We start from the raw sequence: 21,510 nt of genomic DNA, 5'->3' as shown, positions 1-21,510 counted from the left end.
GCCATTTACGGTGCGGATAAGTATTTTGAACGCCGCAAATTTCCTCCTGGTCAGCACGGTGCCATGCGTAAGCGCCGTCAACGTTCTGATTATGCAGTTCAGTTAGCCGAAAAACAAAAGGCTAAATATATCTATGGTGTTCTGGAGCGTCAGTTCCGTGGCACTTTTGAAAGAGCTACTGCCAAGCACGGGGTAACCGGTGAATGGCTACTCAAATTGCTTGAAGCTCGTTTGGACAACGTGGTTTACCGCCTCGGTTTGGCTCGCACCCGCAGCGGAGCGCGTCAATTGGTCAGCCACAAACACATTCTGGTTAACGGTATCCTTTCCAATAGCCCATCACACCAATTGCGTCCTGGTGATGTAGTTTCGGTGCGTGGTAAGTCTCAGGGAATGGATGTTATCCGTGACAGTGTTGCCAACCGCAGCCCAGAATCACGCAGATTTACCTGGTTGGAGTTCAACCCTGATAAACTCGAAGGACGTTTCATTGAGTACCCTACTCGGGATGTAATTCCCGAAAAGATCAACGAACAGCTGATCGTCGAATTGTACTCTAAGTAATCGCAACGTTTAGGTGCTTAAAGGTTTTATTTTATAGCTGGAGAATGAACAATTCGAGGGTATAAAATAAAGCCTTTAGGTGCTTCAACATACTTTGTTTGGAGATCAACGTTGGAAGACGTTCTGACGTGTAGAGACCGGTCAATTCATCCTTCTCAAAGTCCATTATCCGCATATGAGCATTCTTAATTTCCAGAAGCCGGACAAGATCGTAATGCAAAAAGCCAACGATTTTGAAGGTCTTTTTGAGTTTAAACCCCTTGAACCAGGCTTCGGTCAAACTGTAGGTAACTCCCTTCGCCGGGTGTTGCTCTCTTCCCTGGAAGGCTATGCAATTTCTGCAGTGCGCGTCGCTGGTGTCGATCATGAGTTCGGTACCATTCGTGGCGTTGTAGAAGATGTAGTGGAGATCATCCTGAACCTCAAGCAAGTTCGCCTGAAGAAAATGATGGGTGACGAAGACATCAGCACTGAAAAAATCTACCTGACCATCAATGGTAAGGAGGAGTTCCGCGCTGGTGACATCGAAGACCACACCAACGTTTTCCGGGTGATGAACCCTGAATTGTTGTTGTGCACCATGGAGCCATTTGTCAACCTGGAGGTGGAATTAACCATCACCAAGGGCCGTGGCTACGTTCCTGCCGACGACAACCTGCCTAAAGATGCACCCATCGGCGTTATTCCGGTTGATGCCATCTACACCCCGATCAAAAATGTGGCTTACCGCATCGAGAACACGCGGGTTGGGCAACGTACCGACTACGAAAAGTTGACCATTGAGGTGAAAACGGACGGAACCATCCACCCCGAAGACGCCATCAAGGAAGCTTCCCGTATCCTGATCCAGCACCTGATGCTGATCACCGATGAAAACATCACCTTCGATGACGCTTCCAGCCGCGAAGACAACATTGTGGACGAGCACATCCTCCACATGCGCAAGCTGCTGAAAACTTCACTAGAAGATTTGGACCTGTCCGTTCGTGCGTACAACTGTCTCAAAGCTGCCAAGATCAACACCCTGGCCGAATTGGTACACTACGATACCCACGAGTTGCTCAAGTTCCGCAACTTTGGTAAGAAGTCTTTGGTGGAAATCGAAGAACTCCTCCAGGAAAAGGGACTCACCTTCGGCATGGACCTGTCCAAGTACAAACTTGACGAAGAGTAAAGAAAAGATTGTGTGTTTGGGTGTGATCGTGTGGGTGTGAGCCCCGCTGCCTGAGCTACTACCTTCGACCTTAAACTTTGGCAACCCACGGTTTTAACCGTGGGAGCCCACCCACAGAATCAACCCATGGCTTTAGCCGTGGGCTACAGTGTGGGAGCCTACACCACCCTTGCTTTAGACCTGGGAGTGTAGTGGGAGCCTACATACATCACCACTCCATGACTCAGTCGTGGAACCTTGCAATAACCGTCGCTTCCCGCGATCGTGTTGCGAAGACAAGAACTCAATAAAATGAGACACGGAAAAAAACACAACCACCTTGGCCGTAAGGCCGAGCACCGTCAGGCTCTGTTGATGAACCTGAGCATCGCGCTGATCACACACAAGCGCATCACCACTACTTTGGCCAAGGCAAAAGCACTGCGGGTGCATTTGGAGCCGCTGGTAACCAAAGCCAAAGACGACTCTACCCACAACCGCCGCGTAGTGTTCAGCTACCTCCAGAACAAGGAGGCGATCAAGGAGTTGTTTGATGTAATCGGCCCAAAGGTTGGCGACCGCCCCGGTGGTTACCTGCGCATCATCAAGATTGGCTTCCGTCGCAGTGACGCATCAGACATGGCGATCATCGAGTTCGTAGACTTCAACGAATTGTACAACCCAGGTGCTGAGGCTAAAGCGGATGGCAAACGCCGTCGCCGTGGTCGTGGTGGCAAAGGTAAAACTGAGGCTGCTCCTGCTGCTACAAGTACCACCACCGAAGTTGTTGAAACAACGGAAGAAGTTGCTGAAGAAGCAGAAGATAAGGAATAAACCAGACCAATACGGATTATTCAGAAAAGGGCGATGCCAGGGGAAACTTGGTGTCGCCTTTTTTGTTTGGGGAAAGGGAAAAGTGACCTTCCGGACAGGAGGCACTAATCGATATATTTTTACTCTTGTGGCCAATTGTAAGTCGCCGCCCCCGAAAAAAAAACCATCAATCTTTCATTTTTCCTCCCCTTTTTCCCCATCAATCATTAATTTTGCACCCAAATTAAAGCAATGGAAGAGAAGTTCAGTAAAGAACCCAACTATACCCCCGCGATTCTATTACTGGAAGATGGTACCGTTTACCACGGGAAGGCTGCCGGAAAAATTGGCACCACCACCGGCGAAATCTGCTTCAACACTGGAATGACGGGCTACCAGGAAATTTTTACCGATCCTTCTTACTTCGGTCAATTGTTGGTGACCACCAATGCACACATTGGCAACTACGGCACCAAATCCAGCGAAGTAGAGTCGGGCAGCATCAAAATTGCCGGGCTCATTTGCAAAAACTTCACTGTACAATATTCCCGCGATCAAGCAGACGACGATATCCAGGACTATTTCGAAAAAGAAGGTCTTGTAGGCATCTCCGACGTAGATACCCGCGCAATAGTGCGGCACATCCGCCACAAAGGTGCCATGAATGCCATTATTTCTTCTGAAATTTTGGATATTGCAGAGTTGAAAAAAATGTTGGCAAAAGTGCCTTCTATGGATGGACTGGAGTTGGCCTCCAAAGTAAGCACTACTGAGCCATACTACGTTGGTGATCCCAATGCCAAGCACAAAGTGGCAGTATTGGACTTTGGCACCAAACGCAACATCCTGGAATGTATGTCCGAACGTGGGTGCTACCTCAAGGTTTTTCCCGCCAAAACCACTTTGCCTGAACTACAGGAATTCAATCCAGACGGTTTCTTCTTTTCCAATGGCCCTGGCGACCCCGCTGCAATGGATTATGCCATCACCACTGCCAAGGAAATTCTGAAGCAGGAAAAACCCATTTTCGGGATTTGTTTGGGTCACCAATTGTTGGCACTGGCACTGGACATCCCTACCTACAAGATGTTCAATGGCCATCGGGGCATCAATCATCCCGTGAAAAACCTGCTGACCGGACATTGTGAGATCACCAGCCAGAATCACGGCTTTGGGGTGGATCCACAGGCAATCCGGGACAAGGAAGCTACCGTAGAAGTGACCCACATCAACCTCAATGATGATACCATCGAAGGGATTCGGGTGAAGGGAAAAAAAGCCTTTTCGGTACAGTACCACCCAGAGGCAGCCCCTGGACCACACGATGCACGTTACCTGTTTGATGATTTTATCAAACTGATGGAATAGAAGATATAAACACAAACACCTGCCGGATGGCTATAAGCCCCAATGGCTTCTAAAAACTTCGGCACACCTTTTTCACCAAACAACACAAGGACTTATGAGTACCATTGTTGATGTTCACGCCCGGCAGATTCTCGACTCCCGCGGCAACCCAACGGTAGAAGTGGAAGTAACCACCGAAGACGGTTATTTTGGCCGCGCTGCCGTTCCATCCGGTGCTTCAACGGGCAAACACGAAGCTGTAGAGCTTCGCGACAATGACAAAAGCCAGTACCTTGGCAAAAGTGTAAACAAGGCAGTTAGCAACGTAATAGAAGAAATTGCGGATGAACTGATTGGTTTGGATGCAACCGAGCAAGTTTACATCGATAAACTGCTCATCGAGCTGGACGGTACCGAAAATAAAAGCAAACTGGGTGCCAACGCCATTTTAGGGGTATCTCTGGCCGTTGCCAAAGCCGCCGCTGAAGCTTGCGGCCAACCGCTGTATCGCTACATCGGTGGGGTAAATGCCAGCACTCTCCCTGTGCCGATGATGAACATCCTCAATGGTGGTTCACATGCCGACAACAGCATCGACTTTCAGGAGTTCATGATCATGCCGATTGGTGCACCTACCTTCTCTGAGGCACTGCGTTGGGGAGCCGAAGTGTTCCACAACCTGAAAACGGTACTCAAGAAAAACGGCTACTCTACCAACGTAGGTGATGAAGGTGGTTTTGCCCCCAACATCAAGTCAAACGAAGAGGCCATTGAAATTGTACTGAAGTCGATTGAAGTAGCCGGCTACCGCCCCGGCGAAGACATCGTGATTGCGATGGATGCTGCCGCTTCCGAATTCTACAACGAAGAAGAAAAAGTATACCATTTCCACAAATCCAGCGGCGACAAGTTGACCTCATCCGAAATGGTGGGTTACTGGAAAAGCTGGGTGGACAAATACCCGATTGTATCCATCGAAGACGGTTTGGCTGAAGACGACTGGGATACCTGGGTGGAAATGACCAGAGTATTGGGTAGCCGCCTGCAAATTGTAGGTGACGACTTCTTTGTAACCAACACCAAGCGCCTGCGCGAAGGCATCGCCAAAAATGCCGCCAACTCGATTTTGATCAAAGTCAACCAGATTGGTTCTTTGACTGAAACCATCCAGGCGGTAGATTTGGCCACCCGCAATGCATATACTTCCGTCATGAGCCACCGCTCTGGCGAAACCGAAGATACTACCATTGCCGATTTGGCCGTTGCATTGAATACAGGCCAGATCAAAACGGGCTCCATGTCGCGCTCTGACCGGATCGCTAAATACAACCAGCTCCTGCGTATTGAGGAGGAATTGGCGGAAGCAGCGATCTATCCTGGTGCGGGTATTTTCCGTTGGCGGTAGGGGCAACCCATTAAAACCTGAAAATTCATGAGTGCTAATCCAATCCAACCCTTCATCAACCTGATTCCGGCTCCATTTCGGAACCGATATATCTTGTTGTTGACAGTTTTTTTCTTTTGGATGATCTTCATCGACAAACACGATGTGATCACACAATGGAGATTGCAAAAAACCAAGGATAAGTTGGAGCAGGACAAGGAATACTACGCCAAAAAAATTCAGGAGGCTGAGCGGCAACGCAAAAACCTTCAGAAAAACGGTGAGCAGTTTGCCCGGGAGAAGTACTACATGAAGAAGGAAGGGGAAGATGTATTCATCATTGAAGAAGAAAAATAAATAGCAAGGGATTCAGTTTAACCCTATTCGGTCCCTGAGCGAAGCCGAAGTGCCGAATAGGTTAAACTGAATCTCCCAAACACTTAATCACATGTCGGTTCTCGTTAATAAGAATTCCCGGATCATTGTACAGGGGTTCACGGGCAAGGAGGGTACTTTCCATGCCACACAAATGTTGGAGTACAAGACCAACCTGATTGGCGGAGTTACTCCGGGTAAAGGTGGAACAACACATTTGGACAAACCCGTTTGGGATACCGTTGACCAAGCGGTAAAGCAAGGGGGAGCCGACGTATCGGTGATTTTTGTACCACCTGCATTTGCGGCAGATGCCATTATGGAAGCTGCTGACGCGGGTATCAAAGTCATCATCTGTATTACGGAAGGGATTCCGGTACAGGATATGGTGAAAGTAAAGGCCTACATCGCCAACCGCGATTGCCGTCTGATCGGACCAAACTGCCCTGGGGTAATCACTCCTGATGAAGCCAAATGTGGCATCATGCCTGGCTTTATTCACAAAAAAGGAACCATTGGTATTGTTTCCCGTTCTGGTACCTTGACCTATGAAGCGGTAGATCAAGTGACCAAAGCTGGCCTGGGCCAGTCAACCTGTATTGGAATCGGTGGCGACCCCATCGTAGGTACTTCTACCAAGGAAGCGGTTGAATTGCTGATGAACGACCCCGAAACCGAAGCCATCATCATGATTGGTGAAATTGGTGGGGGCATGGAAGCTGAAGCTGCCCGCTACGTGAAAAAATATGGCACCAAGCCTGTAGTAGGATTCATCGCGGGGCAAACTGCACCCAAAGGCCGGAAAATGGGCCACGCGGGAGCCATCATCGGCGGCGCTGATGATACTGCTGAAGCCAAAATGAAAATTATGGAAGAGTGTGGGATTCATGTGGTGCATTCACCAGCAGATCTGGGAAGTACCGTGTTGAAAGCACTGGGAAGATAGTAAAAGAGCACAGTTGGGGTAGAGGTGTGATGCATCGCATCTTTACCCCATACTACCAAAAATTTTCTCCATCGGCATTTCGATTCCCAGTACCTCATCTCTTAACATCCCTTCCTTTACAAAAATGGCCAAATCTGGAGTTGCATTTTCCTCTGGAAGCTCAAAGGTCAACTCTGGAAAAACCTCATACTGTTCTGCATATTGGTTTGACCAAAATACGGTCAGGCGTCTTTGCAAAAGGGAATGAATCTTATTCGGCATAGGTTTTCCACGTTCCAGTTCATACTCCGACTTGCTTTCCATTCCTATCGCGGCGGTCATAATTCAACATTTTCTATAAGTATAGTTCTTTTGGTCGATTTTTAAAATTTTTTATTGAATTTTATTTGCTGCATTTAGCCTCTTTTCTTGGGTTAGCTTCCTTATCTTCACCCCGTTAAAGACCGTCCAAATTCAACCTACATGAGTCAAAAACGCCAAGGCTCTGCCCTCACTTTCATTTTCATCACTATGCTCATCGACGTTACTGGTCTGGGCATCATCATACCGGTTTTGCCCAAACTCATTATGGAGTTGAGCGGCGAAGGCTTGAGTTCAGCCGCTCGTTATGGGGGCTGGATGATTTTTGCCTATGCTTCCATGCAATTTATTTTTTCTCCAATTTTGGGGGGATTGAGTGATCAGTACGGGCGTAGACCAGTGCTGTTGTTTTCCTTGTTGGGCTTTGGGATTGACTATATCGTGCTGGGTTTGGCTCCAACTCTGGGCTGGTTGTTTTTGGGGAGGATTATTGCAGGGATTACCGGAGCAAGCTTCACTACGGCGGGCGCCTATATTGCCGATGTAAGCCCGCCCGAAAAACGGGCCCAAAACTTTGGATTGATTGGTGCTGCATTTGGTTTGGGCTTCATTTTGGGGCCTGTATTGGGAGGCTTTTTGGGAGAATATGGTGCAAGAGTCCCTTTCTTTGTATCGGCAGGGCTAACCCTGATTAACTGGTTGTACGGTTATTTTGTATTGCCTGAATCACTCTTGCCCGAAAACCGCCGCCCCTTTGAATGGTCCCGTTCCAATCCGGTCAACTCTTTGCTGAATTTGCGGCGTTACCCCATTGTACTTGGATTGGTTTTTCCCAATGTGTTGATCATGATTGCGGGTTTTGCCACCCAAAGTACCTGGACTTTTTACTGTATGGATAAATTTGGATGGACCGAAAAAATGGTGGGCCTTTCGCTGGGCTTTGTAGGGATCATGGCTGCTTTGGTGCAAGGTGGGCTTACCCGGGCCATCATCCCAAAGTTGGGCAATTACCGATCAATTTCGGTAGGTTTAATCTTGTACTGTATTGGTTTTGTGTTGTATGCCATAGCCAACCAAGGCTGGATGATGTTTGCAGTTACCGCTCTCGCTTCTTTGGGGGGGATTGCGATGCCTGCTTTGCAGGGGGTGATGTCGAACCAGGTTCCGATGAATGAACAGGGTGAATTGCGTGGTGCACTCACCAGTGTGATGAGTTTAACCTCGGTAGTCGGACCTTTGATTATGACCCAATTGTTTGGCTATTTTACTTCCCCAGTAGCCCCATTCCAATTACCTGCCGCCCCTTTTTGGTTAGGAGCAATCCTTGTTTTTTTTAGCTGGTTGCTGATTGTTAACGGTTTACGTGGGCTGAAAATTTAAACAATTGCTGATTCCATGAATTGTAAAAACCATTTCAAATTATTGTTGCTATTGGTTCTTGCCTTTATTAGCCACAATTATTCATAACTATGCAACGCATTCCTTCTATCTATTTTGGCCCCAGTGAATTGGGGGGGCGTGGAGTTTTTTCAACTGAACCCATCCAGGCTGATTCGCTGATTGAAATTTGTCCGGTTATTGCCTGCCCCAAGGAAGACTTGCCAGTTATCCACAAAACTTTCCTACATGATTACTATTTTTTGTGGGGTGAAAATGACGATGAGTGTGCAATTGCTCTAGGCTTTGGCTCACTGTACAACCATTCACGGCATTCAAATGCCCGGTATTGGTGTGACCCAGACAATGACATTATTGAAATTTGGAGCATTAGGGACATCGAAGCAGGGGAGGAGATTACCGTGAATTACAATGGGGACCCAGAAATCCAGGATCCGGTATGGTTTGAAGAGGGGGGAAGTAGTGAACCACCCGCTGCGATCAGCTAAACATATAAGTTTTAGCTGATCGCCAAAAAAAAGTTGTGGAGCTCCGGCAATACTATCACCGTGCCCCACAATACTTCATATCGAATGCGATAAAAAGTCGCATCCTTAACCCTAATTTCAGGTAAAACCTGTTATTCTTACTGTCTTTCACCCCCCAAGAGGGCTGAATTACAAAATAGTCAAAACTTTGGATTTGCGGAAAATCCCCATTTCATTTTGGGTACTCAGTTGGTAGGCATAAACACTACTCGGCAGCCCTTTCCGCTCCAAGAAGCATAGCCTAGTAATTTACCCCAACACCTCCAATTGTTTTGAAATCCAGGAGCGATAGGACAATGGAGCGTTGCTTTCTATCAATTTTTGAATGTCCTGGAGAATGGCATCTCGTTCCTCTTTATGGACTTTACTTTGTAACAAGAAAAGTTTGGAGGCGACAATTCGAAAATTTTGGTGTTGAGTAGCTCTATCTTCACTCATACGATTGCTTTCGATCAATCGTTGACAAAATTTCTTTAGGTTGTCAATGTTTCGCTCTAGTTCATCGACGGTATCGCCGTCTTTTTGTTTCATTAGCATGATGTCGTAACTGAGCATGACCCTCAATTCTTTGGCGCGTAAATCGTATTTAAGGCTTTTTTTGGAATTCAAAGGAAAAGCACTATTCAATAAGGCCAAAGCTTCCTCTATTTTATTCTCTTTTTGCAAAGCGGAGGTTTGACACAAACTCAATACCTGGTCATTGATTTTTTGATCCAGCATTTTGGTGTACGTCTCTTGAAAAAACCTTAGCTCTTTCTTTTTCTTCAAGGCGAGGGCAAGCAAGTAAAAATTCAGGTATTCATCCTCTGAAATTGTTCCATCCAGGCCATAGAGCCCTTTTTGGCTGATGTATTCATGCCACTCAAAAGTTTCATCCAGCCAGGGGCTACCTAGCTGAGTATAAACCAGATAGAGGTAGTTGCTGCAAGTTTTGGCTAAAATCAACTGATCTACCTTGGCCAGCTCATATTGCCTATCGAAAAAGGTTTTTTTGAAATCGAAATAATCAGGGGAGGGTAGTTCATCTGCACATTTCAAAATCTTGATCATGGTAATGTACAGTTTGATCAAAGTGGGAAATTTAGTTTTTGTAGCCAAAATGTGCTCAAAAGCACGATCAAATTGTTCAAGCATCGACTCATCCGGTGAATCGCGATTGAGCATTTCCAGGTAATTTCTGAGAACGGTAACTTGATTGAAGGTGTCAAAGGCGACAATGTTGCGATCAAAAACACTTTGGGCTGAATTGTGGTCGGTATACTTGTGGTAATAGCACTGATGTTCCAGCCACCATTTGTCAGCAGCCACCATAATCGTCAGTTGGCTTTTATTGAGGCTGGTGCGAAAATCGGCAGCAGCCTTTAAAAACAAGTCATTGTTCTTCCGCTCTTTGAGACTTTTGACCAGCAATCGTTGGTAAACCAGTTTTTCACCCATAACTTGTTGATAAACCAAAAAGTGCTCAATCAAGCCAATTAAGGTTTTTAATTGTTCAATGAATTTAGACTGATGGATCGACAAATGATCGGCCTTTCGCCCCGATGAGTATTTTCTGATCAGCACTTCACTAGAGAAATCTACATTTTTATTGTTTTTAAACTGTGCGCTTAGATATATACTTAACTCTAAAACTTGTCTGTTGCAATTGTGTATAGGGCTACTCATGAAGTCCTTTAATAATGAGCGTTCTGATGTGTTTAGCCCCAACCAATAGGAATGATATTGCTCAAGTAGCGTTCCTACTTCTTGTTCGAAAGTTTCAGCTTCAGTCATAGAAATTTAAACTTTGGTGAATTTTCTGCAACCTGTTGTTTTTTAATCGGTTGTTTTAGTTTAAAAAAGTAAAAATTCTGTTCAAAAATCAAACAAAACAATAGCGTCTTTTTGCCTGTAAGCTCAAGGCTCTATTTTTGGTACAACAAAAAAAAATGGAACCAAAGTTTATCCTCATCCAAGAAAAAAGGTATAGCTCCGTCCATCCTGGCTTAATCCAAGAAGCCCAGACTACTTCCCCTTCGAACGGAGTTCTACTTGCTCTCCACATTCTTGGAGCAAAAACAAATTAAACTTTGGTATTCGGGAGCCAGAGGGCTTTTGGGTCCTCTTGGTTCCCATTTAAAAGTAGTTTTTTTTTGTAAAGCACGCTCAAAATTATTGCTCAGGTTAAACCAATTTTGCCTAATTGTTGAACAACCTGGGCGTTTAAGCCGAGGACGCTGATCAGCTCCTCGGCTGTTTTTTACCTATTCTTGGGCTGAATAATGCAGCTCTGGCAAATTCCGCAATCGCTCCGCCGCATATTCTGCAGTCACATCCCTTTGAGGTTCAGCAAAAAGCTCATAGCCAACCATGAATTTTTTGACCGTGGCAGACCTCAATAATGGTGGATAAAAACACATGTGCCAGTGCCATTCGGGATGCTGCTGTTCATCGGTAGGCGCTTGATGAATGCCTGCTGAATAAGGAAAAGAAGTTTCAAATAAATTGTCAAATCGAATGGTCAGGGCTTTCAGGATTTGGGCAAAAGTATTTTTTTCGCCTTCGTTCATCTCCGTGATGTCACACATCTGGCGACGAGGGATGATCATGGCTTCGTAAGGCCAGATGGCCCAAAAAGGCACCAGGGCTACAAAATTCTCGTTTTCCAGGATGATGCGGCTGCCCTCTTTGAGTTCCTGGGTAAGGTAGTCGCCCAACAAGCTGCGCTGGTTTTGTCGCCAGTATTGATCCTGCTGAATGGTTTTTAACCTGGTTTCCTGAGGGATGGTGGATTGAGCCCAGATTTGACCATGCGGGTGAGGGTTGCTACACCCCATGATTTCACCCTTGTTTTCAAAAATCTGTACATGCTGAATAAAATCAATAGCACCCAATTCCTGGTACTGTGCTTGCCACAGTTCAATTACTTTGCTGATGGCAGACACCTCCATTTGTGGCAAGGTGAGGCCGTGATCAGGAGAAAAACAAACCACTTTACAAATGCCCCGTTCTCCTTTGGCCTGGAGCAATCCTTGCTGAAAGGAAGCATCGGATGACGCTTCCAGCAGGGCGGCAAAATCATTGGTAAAAACAAAAGTATCTGGATAATCGGGGTTTTTGAACCCTCCAGCCCGTTCGTTGCCGGGGCAAAGGTAGCAGGTCGCATCATAACTTGCTTTACGACTGGTATCCGCTTTTTCAACCTTGCCCTGCCAGGGGCGTTTGGTGCGGTGCGGAGAAACCAGTACCCACTCACCAGTGAGGATATTGTAACGGCGGTGGGGGTGTTCGTAGAAGTCTAACGTTTGCATGTTCATTTGTTTGGCGTAAAAATACACATTGGCCGATGCTAGGATAAGTTTTTTTCACAAATAACCGTTACAATTGTCCCCGTCAATTGTGACCACATCCAACCCTTGTTTTACAGTGAATTGTTCACTTTTGCTTTTGCAATGGAACAATTGCCTGTAAGTGGGTTAAAGATCACAACAAACTTCTGATTTTCTATTTTTATTGGGATGAGGTACATTGACCTCATCCCTGTAAATTGAACAAGCCAAGCAAAATGAGTACTTTTTTTCAGCAACGTTTGATCCAGTTGGAGGCCCAACACCGGGATCTGATCCACACCCCCAATCAGGCAATTCTTCCCGGCAACGGCATTTTTGAGCGCTACCAGAATCCCGTGCTCACTGCTGCCCATGCCCCCCTGTTTTGGCGCTACGATTTGAACCCCCAAACCAATCCATACCTGATGGAGCGGTTTGGAATCAACGCAGTATTCAATGCCGGGGCCATCAAATGGCAAGGGAAATATTTGGTTGCCGCCCGAGTGGAAGGCATGGATCGAAAATCGTTTTTTGCGATTGCCGAAAGCCCCAATGGAATTGATCAGTTCCAGTTTTGGGATTACCCCATCACCATGCCTGAAACCGCCGATCCCGATACCAATGTGTACGACCTGCGCCTGGTAGCCCACGAAGATGGCTGGATTTACGGACTTTTTTGCTCCGAACGCAAAGACCTTTCGGTTCCACCATCGGATACTTCCTCGGCTGTAGCACAGGCTGGTATGGCCCGCACCAAGGATTTGGTCAATTGGGAACGACTGCCAGATCTCAAAACCGGCTCAGCCCAACAGCGCAATGTGGTGTTGCATCCCGAGTTTGTCAATGGAAAATATGCCTTTTATACCCGGCCACAGGATGGATTCATCAGCACGGGTACCGGCGGTGGCATCGGCTTTGGATTGGCCGATTCGATGGATAATGCTGTTATTGAAGCGGAGACCATTATCCACGAACGGCGATACCATACGGTTTATGAAGTAAAAAATGGACAGGGCCCTGCACCGATCAAAACGCCCCGGGGCTGGCTGCACCTGGCTCATGGGGTGCGCAATACTGCAGCTGGGTTGCGCTATGTTCTGTACCTGTTTATGACCGATTTACAGGATTTAACCAAAGTCATTCATCAACCTGCCGGGTATTTCCTGGCACCAGAAGGTTTGGAAAGGGTAGGGGACGTATCCAATGTAGCCTTTTCCAATGGTTGGATTCTGGATGATGACGGCTCGGTTTTTATTTATTACGCATCTTCCGACACCCGGTTGCATGTGGCTACTTCTACGCTGGATCGCCTGGTAGATTATTGCATCAACACCCCCGAGGATGGATTCCGCTCGGCAGCGAGTGTGGAAACGCTCAAGGCCATTATTCAACGAAATAAGATAGAGATGAAAGAGGAGAGATAAAAGATAAAAGGCTACCGCAGCGGCGGCGATAATTTGAATCTCTCATCTCTCATCTCTCATTAAATTATGTTCTCCAACGATAAAGCCATTTTTCACCAATTTCACGCCGACCTCAAAAACGAGCTGACTGAAATCCTGCATTTCTGGTCAACCCAAACGATTGACCATCGGCAGGGTGGATTTATTGGCAAAATGGACAACCAAGGCCTAGTGGATTATACGGCGCCGAAGGGGCTGGTGCTCAATGCAAGAATTTTATGGACTTTTTCTGCCGCATACGCCAATCTCCATGATCCGATGTATTTGGCGGCGGCACAGCGAGCCTTCGGCGTTCTTTCCACTCAGTTTTATGATGACCAATTTGGAGGGTATTATTGGTCTATTTCTTCGGATGGCTCGGCCTTGAATACCCGCAAGCAAATTTATGGACAGGCTTTTGTGTTGTATGCCCTGGCAGAGTACCTGCTGGTATTGGGTGAGGAACAACAAGCACCAGTATTGCAGCAAGCCTTTGAGGTTTTTAAGTGGATTGAAAAACACAGTTTTGACCCACAACACAATGGATACTGGGAAGCGGTGGCCCAGGATGGATCAGCCCTGGAAGACTTGCGCCTAAGCCCCAAAGATCGCAACGATCCCAAAACCATGAATACGCATCTGCACATTCTGGAAGCTTACGCTAATTTTTACCGTACTTGGCCCGACCCGAAATTGCATCAGCAGCTCAAGAACCTGATTGATCTATTTTTAGATAAAATTATCGCCCCTGAAACCAATCACCTGATTTGTTTTTTTGACGCCCGCTGGAATCCTTCTCCGTCTCCAGTATCCTTCGGACATGACATTGAAACAGCCTGGTTATTGTTGGAGGCAGCAGAAATTGCAGGGTATCGAATTGAAGATGCCCGCCGAATGGCCATAGCTGTAGCTCAGGCAGCAGGAGAGGGCTTTGATGCTCAAATTGGAGCCTTGTTGTACGAAGATCATTTGCCCGAAAAACACTGGTGGGTGGAAGCAGAGGCTATGGTGGGTTTTTTGAACGCCTGGGAATTGACCCAAGCGGAGCACTTTTTGGAAAAATCCTTGTCTTGTTGGGCCTACATCCAAAACCATTTAAAGGACAAATTACATGGAGAATGGTATTGGGGAATCGACGCCCAAGGAAAAGTAATGGCTTCTGAAGATAAAGTGGGTTTTTGGAAATGTCCTTATCACAATACCAGGGCCTGTTTGGAGGGGATGCGGCGTATTGGTGAGTATTTATAAATGCGATTAGAGTGTTTCATACATAATCAATAGTGTGTTAACCAGCCGTTCAGCAGTGCTTCCTGACGGCTGGTGTTTTTACAAGTACTATATTTTTCTTTCTACCATTTCAAAAATGGCAATGGCCAACAAAATGGCCTCCTCTTCTTTGCTTAAATCATTGCGTACAAAGTCAAAACAACGTTGGCTCAGGGTGTCCTTAGCACCAGGCCGGGGCACAACAATATTGCCAATGGCTCGACCCTGAATGTTCATCTCCATTTTTTCGGGTTTAGACTTGTCCAGTTGGGCAATCGTTTTCTGGCTGCGTGCACCAATGAGTACGCCTGTTTTTTCATTGTAAACGCCAAGTTGTTGCTTGTCAATGGCCAGATTGACCTCATCCCCTTTGATCCAGTAATTGTATTCGTGGTGATAGGTTTTTGCAAAAAGCAGGGCATCCCGTTTGTTGGACAAATACTTGCGGTAATAATAAGCCGCCGCGGGTTCCTCAAAAATGGTTACAAAAACGCCTCGCTGATCGGTGGTGCCCCGCTTTTTAACACTTTTGTCGATCTCCTTGGAAGACAAAGACTCGAGGTCTTCGGTACGTAGAGGGGCCAGATCGGGCATGCTGTTGAGTACTTCCTGGCGAATCACCTTGAGGTCAGCCTGAATTTTTTTTTCTCCTGGCTTAAAATTGGGGAAACTTTGTGAAAACAAATAGAAGCCTGCTCCGGCTACCATTATGGCTGAAATTGCGAGAATGCCCATTTTTTGTTTTTTAATTCGTCCTGCCAGCCTGCACATCTGTTTGAAGGCCATAGGTTTTTGGCTTTCGCAGTTGTTGCAAACGGGTTTCGAGTGCAATTTTATCCGCTTTAGTCAAGATCACCAAATCTGAGCGGCAGATTTGTGTCAATTCGGCAATAATCTTTTCGCGCGTTTCCCAGAAGGCGGCGCGAGAAGCAGTAATGTCATCAATGCAACGATTTTTGGAAACAATAAGATCATTGGCAAAAGCTGTTTTTCGACGGTACAAGGCGTCCAACTGTTGAAGTGCCTGAAAATGCAGACCACGACCCAGTAGGCTATGGGCTACCTCATGGTCAGTTTCGATGAGGTAATTGGGATAGAGGTACTCGATGCTATCTTGTGGGAACTGCTGAATGCACCAGTCAAAAAAATCGTCATCACTCTGTCCTTTGGTTTGTTGTGCTTTCTGTTTATACAACCCATAATGGGTAAAGAAATAGTAGGCATCCCTCTTGGGTTTTATCTGAGTGACTACCCCTGGCAAAACCTGGGGCAACCAGGTCAAATTGGGTAGGGTATAAGTAGGATCAACCGCCAGTGCGAAGGAGGTATGTAAGTTCAACGAATCCAACACTTCGCGGAACTGATGGTAGGCCTGAGCCAATTCCTGGTCTGTTTGGGCAGCTTGAAAATTGCGCTTGTATTGATCCATTTTTTGAGCTAAAGAGGCCCCAAAAAGCGCTGCCAGGCGTTTAGGGATTATTTGTTCGGAGGCCTGTTCTTGCAGATTGTACAACACTGCACCATACACCCAGCCGACTTCCCCTTGCTGTGTACGCACCTTGAGCCAGGGCTCGATATACCCTTGGCCATTCATGGACAAAGGAGTCAAAAAAGGGCTTACCTCGCCCAGGTCCTGAAGTAGCTCACCCTGTTGAAGCTTACGGATGGCTTTGCCTTGGCTACCTGGTGTGGAAAACAGCCGTAAACCGGGTTTGTATACCAGAATCTGGGAAGAATCTTTAGGCAATGAAGTTTGCTTGGAAGAGCAAGAAAATAAGTTAAAAAGGAAAACAAGGCAGCATAAAGATTGGACAAATGCCTTGAAAATGAGCTGCATATCGGCAAGAATTTGATCGAGCGCAAAAAATAGAGATGGGGACAAAAGACAGTATTCAGTGGTTCTTCACTTCTGGCCGCACAATCAGTAATTACTGATGCCTCTCGTCCCCTCTGTCACAACAAAAAGGTTGTTGCTCAGGGGCAACAACTCACCCAATTAGCCTAAATAAGATCTTAAATTGTTGCGGTTGTATGATTTGCGCAAGCGGCGGATGGCGCGCTCCTTGATTTGGCGTACCCGTTCGCGGGTCAAACCATACATCTCACCAATTTCTTCCAGCGTAAGTGGTTTTTGGCCCTCCAACCCGTAATAAGCTGAAAGGACTTCAACTTCACGGATATTGAGGATCGACAAACCTTGTTTCACTTCGTCCTTGAGGGACTGTTCCATCAGGCGGAAGTCGGGACCCATGTCGTCCTGGTCTATAATGACGTCCAACATAGTTGAATCCCCTTCTTCACCACTCAATGGTGCATCCACGCTCACGTGGCGGCCATTGCCTTTGAGCATGTTCCCCACTTCTTTGGGGCTCATTTCGAGCAATTCGGCCAATTCTTCGTTGGTCGGTTCACGTTCAAACTCCTGGATAAAGGAGAGGTACGCTTCATTGACTTTATTGTAAGAACCCACTTTGTTGAGTGGCAAACGAACGATGCGCGAGTATTCTACGATGGCTTGCAGAATGGATTGGCGAATCCACCACACTGCGTAAGAGATGAATTTAAAACCTTTGGTTTCATCAAAACGCTTGGCGGCTTTCATCAAACCTACGTTGCCTTCGTTGATCAAGTCACTGAGGGATAGTCCTTGGTTTTGATACTGCTTGGCTACAGATACAACAAAACGCAAATTGGCTCGCGTCAATTTTGCCATAGCATCATCGTCACCTTGTCGAATACGGCGCGCCATTTCCGCTTCGTCATCGGCAGTAAGCATTGGGATCTTACCGATGTCGTTCAGGTATTTGTCCAAGGCCAAACTTTCGCGGGCCGTAATTTTGTTCGTAATTTTTAGCTGACGCATAACTTAGGAAGTTTTGGAATTAAGTTTTAACAAATGGGGTTGTTTTTTAAGTTCAACAAAGAGTAAACAACGGTTCAGGGCATCATGTTCGCGTTGACCGCTTTACATTCTACTCCCCTTATCATACGCTTTCCTCTTAAAAATAGTTTCAAAATTTGAGAAAAACTTGATTTTATGAGAAAAAAATTGCAAATCGAAGGTTTTTTCTATGATCTGCACTTTTTACAGTTGTTTAGACGCAAATTGTACGATAAAGGTGTGGTGAAAAGTATGACAAATTAAGAAAGTTACACTCCTATGAGACTAAAATAGCAAGATCACCTACCGAATAGGAGCTTATTTCGACAAAGTGGAATCCTTAGGTGTATGCAACAGAAAAAGCTAGCTTCGTTTTAAATTAAAAACCATGCATCCAATCAAGTACAGGCCTGGAATTTTGCCTTTTTTATTGTTTATCTCTGTTGGCTTGATGTTTTCTTTCCAATCCAAACCTCAACGGGAAAAAGAGGGCAGTAAACCCAAAATCGCTTTCACCTTTGACGACGGCTCCATCAATGATTTTGGCGGATACAAACTGGAAACCTGGAATCAACGCTTGCTGGACAACCTGAGCAAACACCAACAAATTGGGGCTTTGAGTCAAGCGCCATACTACTGGATATTTTACTCGGAGGACATGAATTGCCACGTGCTTTAGCGCGTGGTTAGCAGGATTTTTTGAAAATGGGCTTGCCCTCGCTTAAAAATTAATGCCAGGACTAAAGTGCATCAAAAGGCAATCTCCATCCACGCGCTAAAGCACGTGGCAATTGAAGCGCCCTTCGCTCAATTAGGTAATGAAGTAACTCCGGCCTTCCAGAACTGCCCCAACAAAAAAGCCTTCCGCTCACTACAAGCAGAAGGCCTTCCTTTTATTCTCACTCAGCATCAGGACTAATCCCGATCCCGGTTATTACCCCAGTTGCCACGGTCGCCGCCGCGATCGCGATCACCGCCACCACGACGATCTCCACCGCCACCTCTGCGGTCACCACCACGGTCGCCGCCGCGACGATCGCCATAATCGCCACGTGGTTCACGTCTTTCGCCGCCATTGTCGCCGCCGTTGTCTTCCATACCTGGAGGTCTTGGCAACAAGGATTTGCGAGACAAGCGCATTTTGCCGGTCTTTTTGTCTACTTCAACCAGTTGGACTTTGATCTCGTCACCTTCTTTCAGTACATCTTCCACATTGTCGATGCGGGTATGGCTGATTTCGGATACGTGCAAAAGACCACTCTTGCCGTTGAAATCGACAAATACGCCGTAAGGCATTACCGACTTCACCACGCCGCGGAACACGTCACCTACCGTAGGGTTGAAGGTGATGCGGTTGACCCACTCGATGGCTTTGTCGATGGCATCTTTATTGGCAGAAGCGATGGTCACGTGACCTTTATCGCCTTTTTCTTCAATGTTGATTTGCGTGCCAGTAGAAGCCTGGATTTCCTGGATGACTTTGCCACCTGGGCCGATCACTGCTCCGATGAAGCTCTTGTCGATGATGATTTCCACGATGCGTGGCGCGTGTGGTTTGTAATCTTCACGAGGTGCTTCGATGGTCTTTTTCATCTCATTGAGGATGTGCAAACGACCTTCGCGAGCCTGATTGAGGGCACGGATCAACAAATCGTAAGGCAAACCATCAATTTTGATGTCCATTTGGCAACCAGTGATCCCGTTTTCAGTGCCAGTAACTTTGAAGTCCATATCGCCCAGTGCATCTTCATCGCCCAGGATGTCGCTCAGGATCGCTACGCGGTCACCTTCCTTGATCATACCCATTGCGATACCAGATACAGGTGCCTTGATTTTCACCCCGGCGTCCATCAGTGCAAGTGTACCTGCACAAACGGTGGCCATAGAGGAAGAACCATTGGATTCCAGGATGTCCGATACAATCCGCACGGTATAAGGCAGATCGGTGGGCATTACTTTGCGCAAGGAACGAGCAGCCAGGTTGGCGTGACCAACTTCACGGCGGCCAGGGCCACGGGAAGGTTTAACTTCACCTACCGAGAAACCCGGGAAGTTGTAATGCAGGATGAATTTCTCGTGGTACAGCTCCTGAGCATTGTCGATCATCATTTCGTCCATCTTGGTACCCAAGGTCAATGAGGTCAAAGCCTGGGTTTCACCACGCGTAAAGATGGCAGAACCATGCGTAGAAGGCAGGTAATCCACTTCACACCAGATGGGGCGAATGTCGCTGGTGCCCCGGCCATCCAAACGGATACCATCCAGGATCACATCGCGTACGATCGATTTTTTCAGTTTGTCGTAGTAGCGTTTGAAGAAAGGCTTTTTCTCTGGCCATGCTTCTTCACCATAAGCAGCAGACAATGCTTCTTCGGCTTCTTTTTTGATGGCTTCAAACTGCTTCTTGCGGGTGTTTTTATCGGAAGCACTGCTGGCCAGGGTACGAATTTTGTCGCTAACCAATTCTTTGGTTTTGGCCAATACTTCTTCGTCTTCAGGCAGTGGTGCTACTTCACGTTTGTTGAGGGCTTTGTCCCCTACCAATTGCGCCAGTTCAATTTGCGCCTGGCATTGTACCTTGATGGCTTCATGAGCGATGCGCAAGGCATCAATCATCGCATCTTCCTGGATTTCTTTACCTTCTCCTTCAACCATGGTGATGTCCTGCATGGTAGCAGCTACGATCAAGTCGAGGTCGGCGCGTTTCAGGTCATCCTTATTGGGGTTGATCACAAACTCGCCGTCGATGCGGGCAACCCGTACTTCGGAGATAGGACCCTGGAATGGGATATCCGAAACGCTCAGTGCAGCGGAGGCGGCCAATGCTACAAAAGCATCAGGCAATACGTTTTTGTCAGTCGAGATCAGGTTGATGATGATCTGAGTGTCATTCATGTAGTGGTCTGGGAAGAGCGGGCGAATCGCGCGGTCTACCAAACGAGAGATCAGTACTTCGTAGTCGGAAAGTTTAGTCTCGCGACGAAAGAAGTTGCCAGGAATACGTCCTGCTGAGGCAAATTTTTCTTGATAGTCCACCGAAAGTGGGAAAAAATCTTGACCTGGGCGGGCTTCTTTGTCTGAGGTAGCTACGGCGAAAATCATGGTATTGCCGCACCGTACCACTACCGAGCCGTCGGCTTGGGTAGCTAACTTACCAGTTTCGATGGTCACTTCACGACCATCGGGCAAGTTGAAAGACTTCGTGATTGGAATCTGTTGTCCCATAAATTGAAATCGCTTTTTGAATATGTCTTAACCTTCTTGTATCCTAAAGTTGTTGAAACTTGAAGTGTTGAAGCGTAAAATGCAGGACGGACAAAAAAGTTGAAGAAAAATGAGGAGAGAAGATTGCACATCAAGAAAAGTTGCTCTTTGACCTCAAAAATCAGTCTGCACAGCACCAATACATACACCTCAAAACAAAGGAAGCGCTCTCGAAAAGAGAACGCTTCCTTGTTCGTATGGGAATTACTTACGAATACCCAATTGTTCGATCAGTTCGCGGTATTTGACAATATCCTTTTTAGCAAGGTATTGCAACAAACGCTTTCTTTTACCAACGAGCATCAACAATGTGCGCCGGCAAGCGTGATCTTTACGGTTTTCATTCAAGTGCTTGGAAAGCTCTTGAATCCGATAAGTAAAAAGTGCCACCTGGCCCTCGGTAGAGCCAGTGTTTCCAGCGGCTCCGCCATACTGAGTGAAAATCTCAGCCTTCTTCTCTTGAGTTAAATAAACTGCCATTTTGTTGGAATTAATACCGTTAGTGATCACAAGAATCAGTTACAGCGCCGCAAAGGTAAGGC

The 21,510-nt window shown here is 46.7% G+C and carries 20 protein-coding genes; 12 read left to right on the top strand and 8 right to left on the bottom strand.

Going from position 1 to position 21,510, the window contains the following annotated elements:
• From rpsD to sucD, 7 genes are all read left to right on the top strand, one after another.
• The coding region (gene rpsD / locus SFV55_RS00325; protein ID WP_413776671.1) for a 30S ribosomal protein S4 at positions 1-564 on the top strand (564 nt) is incomplete at its 5' end.
• Positions 565-739: 175 nt separating this feature from the next.
• The gene (locus SFV55_RS00320; protein WP_320027443.1) at positions 740-1,738 is read left to right on the top strand and encodes a DNA-directed RNA polymerase subunit alpha; all 999 of its coding nucleotides are present in this window, start codon (positions 740-742) and stop codon (positions 1,736-1,738) included.
• 291 nt (positions 1,739-2,029) lie between these two features.
• The gene (gene rplQ, locus SFV55_RS00315; RefSeq protein WP_320027442.1) at positions 2,030-2,551 is read left to right on the top strand and encodes a 50S ribosomal protein L17; all 522 of its coding nucleotides are present in this window, start codon (positions 2,030-2,032) and stop codon (positions 2,549-2,551) included.
• 231 nt (positions 2,552-2,782) lie between these two features.
• On the top strand, positions 2,783-3,898 hold the full coding sequence (gene carA / locus SFV55_RS00310; protein ID WP_320027441.1) for a glutamine-hydrolyzing carbamoyl-phosphate synthase small subunit: 1,116 nt from the start codon (positions 2,783-2,785) through the stop codon (positions 3,896-3,898).
• Between the two features lie 94 nt (positions 3,899-3,992).
• Positions 3,993-5,282, top strand: a complete 1,290-nt coding sequence (eno, locus tag SFV55_RS00305; protein WP_320027440.1) for a phosphopyruvate hydratase — start codon at positions 3,993-3,995, stop codon at positions 5,280-5,282.
• Between the two features lie 27 nt (positions 5,283-5,309).
• Entirely contained in the window at positions 5,310-5,618 is a 309-nt protein-coding gene (locus tag SFV55_RS00300; protein ID WP_320027439.1) for a hypothetical protein, read from the top strand.
• Positions 5,619-5,709: 91 nt separating this feature from the next.
• Positions 5,710-6,582: a succinate--CoA ligase subunit alpha gene (gene sucD / locus SFV55_RS00295; protein ID WP_320027438.1), complete on the top strand. Its 873-nt coding sequence runs from the start codon at positions 5,710-5,712 to the stop codon at positions 6,580-6,582.
• A 42-nt stretch (positions 6,583-6,624) separates the two neighbouring features.
• On the opposite strand, the gene SFV55_RS00290 is transcribed toward sucD, so the two are convergent.
• Positions 6,625-6,903 (bottom strand): hypothetical protein, encoded by a 279-nt coding sequence (locus SFV55_RS00290; protein ID WP_320027437.1) that lies wholly within the window; start codon positions 6,901-6,903, stop codon positions 6,625-6,627.
• Between the two features lie 141 nt (positions 6,904-7,044).
• On the opposite strand from SFV55_RS00290, the gene SFV55_RS00285 reads away from it, so the two are divergent.
• Together SFV55_RS00285 and SFV55_RS00280 are read left to right on the top strand one after the other, a co-directional pair.
• On the top strand, positions 7,045-8,262 hold the full coding sequence (locus SFV55_RS00285; RefSeq protein ID WP_320027436.1) for a TCR/Tet family MFS transporter: 1,218 nt from the start codon (positions 7,045-7,047) through the stop codon (positions 8,260-8,262).
• Between the two features lie 89 nt (positions 8,263-8,351).
• A complete protein-coding gene (locus SFV55_RS00280; protein WP_320027435.1) occupies positions 8,352-8,768 on the top strand; it encodes an SET domain-containing protein in 417 nt (138 codons plus the stop codon).
• A 288-nt stretch (positions 8,769-9,056) separates the two neighbouring features.
• On the opposite strand, the gene SFV55_RS00275 is transcribed toward SFV55_RS00280, so the two are convergent.
• Positions 9,057-10,277: a hypothetical protein gene (locus SFV55_RS00275; protein WP_320027434.1), complete on the bottom strand. Its 1,221-nt coding sequence runs from the start codon at positions 10,275-10,277 to the stop codon at positions 9,057-9,059.
• 773 nt (positions 10,278-11,050) lie between these two features.
• Positions 11,051-12,097 (bottom strand): UDP-glucose--hexose-1-phosphate uridylyltransferase, encoded by a 1,047-nt coding sequence (locus tag SFV55_RS00270; RefSeq protein ID WP_320027433.1) that lies wholly within the window; start codon positions 12,095-12,097, stop codon positions 11,051-11,053.
• Positions 12,098-12,351: 254 nt separating this feature from the next.
• Here SFV55_RS00270 and SFV55_RS00265 point away from each other — a divergent pair, with 254 nt between their 5' ends.
• Both SFV55_RS00265 and SFV55_RS00260 read left to right on the top strand, forming a co-directional pair.
• Entirely contained in the window at positions 12,352-13,539 is a 1,188-nt protein-coding gene (locus SFV55_RS00265; protein WP_320027432.1) for a glycosidase, read from the top strand.
• A 66-nt stretch (positions 13,540-13,605) separates the two neighbouring features.
• On the top strand, positions 13,606-14,805 hold the full coding sequence (locus SFV55_RS00260) for an AGE family epimerase/isomerase (RefSeq protein ID WP_320027431.1): 1,200 nt from the start codon (positions 13,606-13,608) through the stop codon (positions 14,803-14,805).
• An 87-nt stretch (positions 14,806-14,892) separates the two neighbouring features.
• Here SFV55_RS00260 and SFV55_RS00255 read toward each other — a convergent pair whose 3' ends face one another.
• From SFV55_RS00255 to SFV55_RS00245, 3 genes are all read right to left on the bottom strand, one after another.
• Positions 14,893-15,558 carry a hypothetical protein gene (locus SFV55_RS00255; protein ID WP_320027430.1) on the bottom strand — a complete coding sequence of 222 codons (666 nt, stop codon included), beginning with the start codon at positions 15,556-15,558 and terminating at the stop codon, positions 14,893-14,895.
• Between the two features lie 10 nt (positions 15,559-15,568).
• A complete protein-coding gene (locus SFV55_RS00250; RefSeq protein WP_320027429.1) occupies positions 15,569-16,570 on the bottom strand; it encodes an SH3 domain-containing protein in 1,002 nt (333 codons plus the stop codon).
• A 249-nt stretch (positions 16,571-16,819) separates the two neighbouring features.
• A complete protein-coding gene (locus tag SFV55_RS00245) occupies positions 16,820-17,686 on the bottom strand; it encodes an RNA polymerase sigma factor RpoD/SigA (protein ID WP_320027428.1) in 867 nt (288 codons plus the stop codon).
• 406 nt (positions 17,687-18,092) lie between these two features.
• Here SFV55_RS00245 and SFV55_RS00240 point away from each other — a divergent pair, with 406 nt between their 5' ends.
• On the top strand, positions 18,093-18,383 hold the full coding sequence (locus SFV55_RS00240) for a hypothetical protein (protein WP_320027427.1): 291 nt from the start codon (positions 18,093-18,095) through the stop codon (positions 18,381-18,383).
• A gap of 236 nt (positions 18,384-18,619) precedes the next feature.
• Here SFV55_RS00240 and pnp read toward each other — a convergent pair whose 3' ends face one another.
• Together pnp and rpsO are read right to left on the bottom strand one after the other, a co-directional pair.
• A complete protein-coding gene (gene pnp, locus SFV55_RS00235) occupies positions 18,620-20,929 on the bottom strand; it encodes a polyribonucleotide nucleotidyltransferase (RefSeq protein WP_320027426.1) in 2,310 nt (769 codons plus the stop codon).
• A 243-nt stretch (positions 20,930-21,172) separates the two neighbouring features.
• On the bottom strand, positions 21,173-21,448 hold the full coding sequence (gene rpsO, locus SFV55_RS00230; protein ID WP_320027425.1) for a 30S ribosomal protein S15: 276 nt from the start codon (positions 21,446-21,448) through the stop codon (positions 21,173-21,175).
• Positions 21,449-21,510: the final 62 nt, after the last annotated feature.

The organism is Haliscomenobacter sp., assembly GCF_033763495.1.
Taxonomy (GTDB): Bacteria; Bacteroidota; Bacteroidia; order Chitinophagales; family Saprospiraceae; genus Haliscomenobacter.
The sequence above is the reverse complement of the archived record's forward strand: the minus strand, read 5'-3'. Positions and strand labels throughout refer to the sequence as shown.

What these genes read in the sequence shown, in the direction of transcription:
- SFV55_RS00265 (WP_320027432.1), top strand. Translation starts at nt 12,352, where the DNA reads ATGAGTACTTTTTTTCAGCAACGTTTGATCCAGTTGGAGGCCCAACAC.
- SFV55_RS00320 (WP_320027443.1), top strand. Translation starts at nt 740, where the DNA reads ATGAGCATTCTTAATTTCCAGAAGCCGGACAAGATCGTAATGCAAAAA.
- SFV55_RS00285 (WP_320027436.1), top strand. Translation starts at nt 7,045, where the DNA reads ATGAGTCAAAAACGCCAAGGCTCTGCCCTCACTTTCATTTTCATCACT.
- SFV55_RS00260 (WP_320027431.1), top strand. Translation starts at nt 13,606, where the DNA reads ATGTTCTCCAACGATAAAGCCATTTTTCACCAATTTCACGCCGACCTC.
- SFV55_RS00255 (WP_320027430.1), bottom strand. Translation starts at nt 15,558, where the DNA reads ATGGGCATTCTCGCAATTTCAGCCATAATGGTAGCCGGAGCAGGCTTC.
- sucD (WP_320027438.1), top strand. Translation starts at nt 5,710, where the DNA reads ATGTCGGTTCTCGTTAATAAGAATTCCCGGATCATTGTACAGGGGTTC.
- rpsO (WP_320027425.1), bottom strand. Translation starts at nt 21,448, where the DNA reads ATGGCAGTTTATTTAACTCAAGAGAAGAAGGCTGAGATTTTCACTCAG.
- eno (WP_320027440.1), top strand. Translation starts at nt 3,993, where the DNA reads ATGAGTACCATTGTTGATGTTCACGCCCGGCAGATTCTCGACTCCCGC.
- pnp (WP_320027426.1), bottom strand. Translation starts at nt 20,929, where the DNA reads ATGGGACAACAGATTCCAATCACGAAGTCTTTCAACTTGCCCGATGGT.
- carA (WP_320027441.1), top strand. Translation starts at nt 2,783, where the DNA reads ATGGAAGAGAAGTTCAGTAAAGAACCCAACTATACCCCCGCGATTCTA.
- SFV55_RS00300 (WP_320027439.1), top strand. Translation starts at nt 5,310, where the DNA reads ATGAGTGCTAATCCAATCCAACCCTTCATCAACCTGATTCCGGCTCCA.
- SFV55_RS00245 (WP_320027428.1), bottom strand. Translation starts at nt 17,686, where the DNA reads ATGCGTCAGCTAAAAATTACGAACAAAATTACGGCCCGCGAAAGTTTG.
- SFV55_RS00290 (WP_320027437.1), bottom strand. Translation starts at nt 6,903, where the DNA reads ATGACCGCCGCGATAGGAATGGAAAGCAAGTCGGAGTATGAACTGGAA.
- SFV55_RS00240 (WP_320027427.1), top strand. Translation starts at nt 18,093, where the DNA reads ATGCATCCAATCAAGTACAGGCCTGGAATTTTGCCTTTTTTATTGTTT.
- SFV55_RS00280 (WP_320027435.1), top strand. Translation starts at nt 8,352, where the DNA reads ATGCAACGCATTCCTTCTATCTATTTTGGCCCCAGTGAATTGGGGGGG.
- SFV55_RS00270 (WP_320027433.1), bottom strand. Translation starts at nt 12,097, where the DNA reads ATGCAAACGTTAGACTTCTACGAACACCCCCACCGCCGTTACAATATC.
- rplQ (WP_320027442.1), top strand. Translation starts at nt 2,030, where the DNA reads ATGAGACACGGAAAAAAACACAACCACCTTGGCCGTAAGGCCGAGCAC.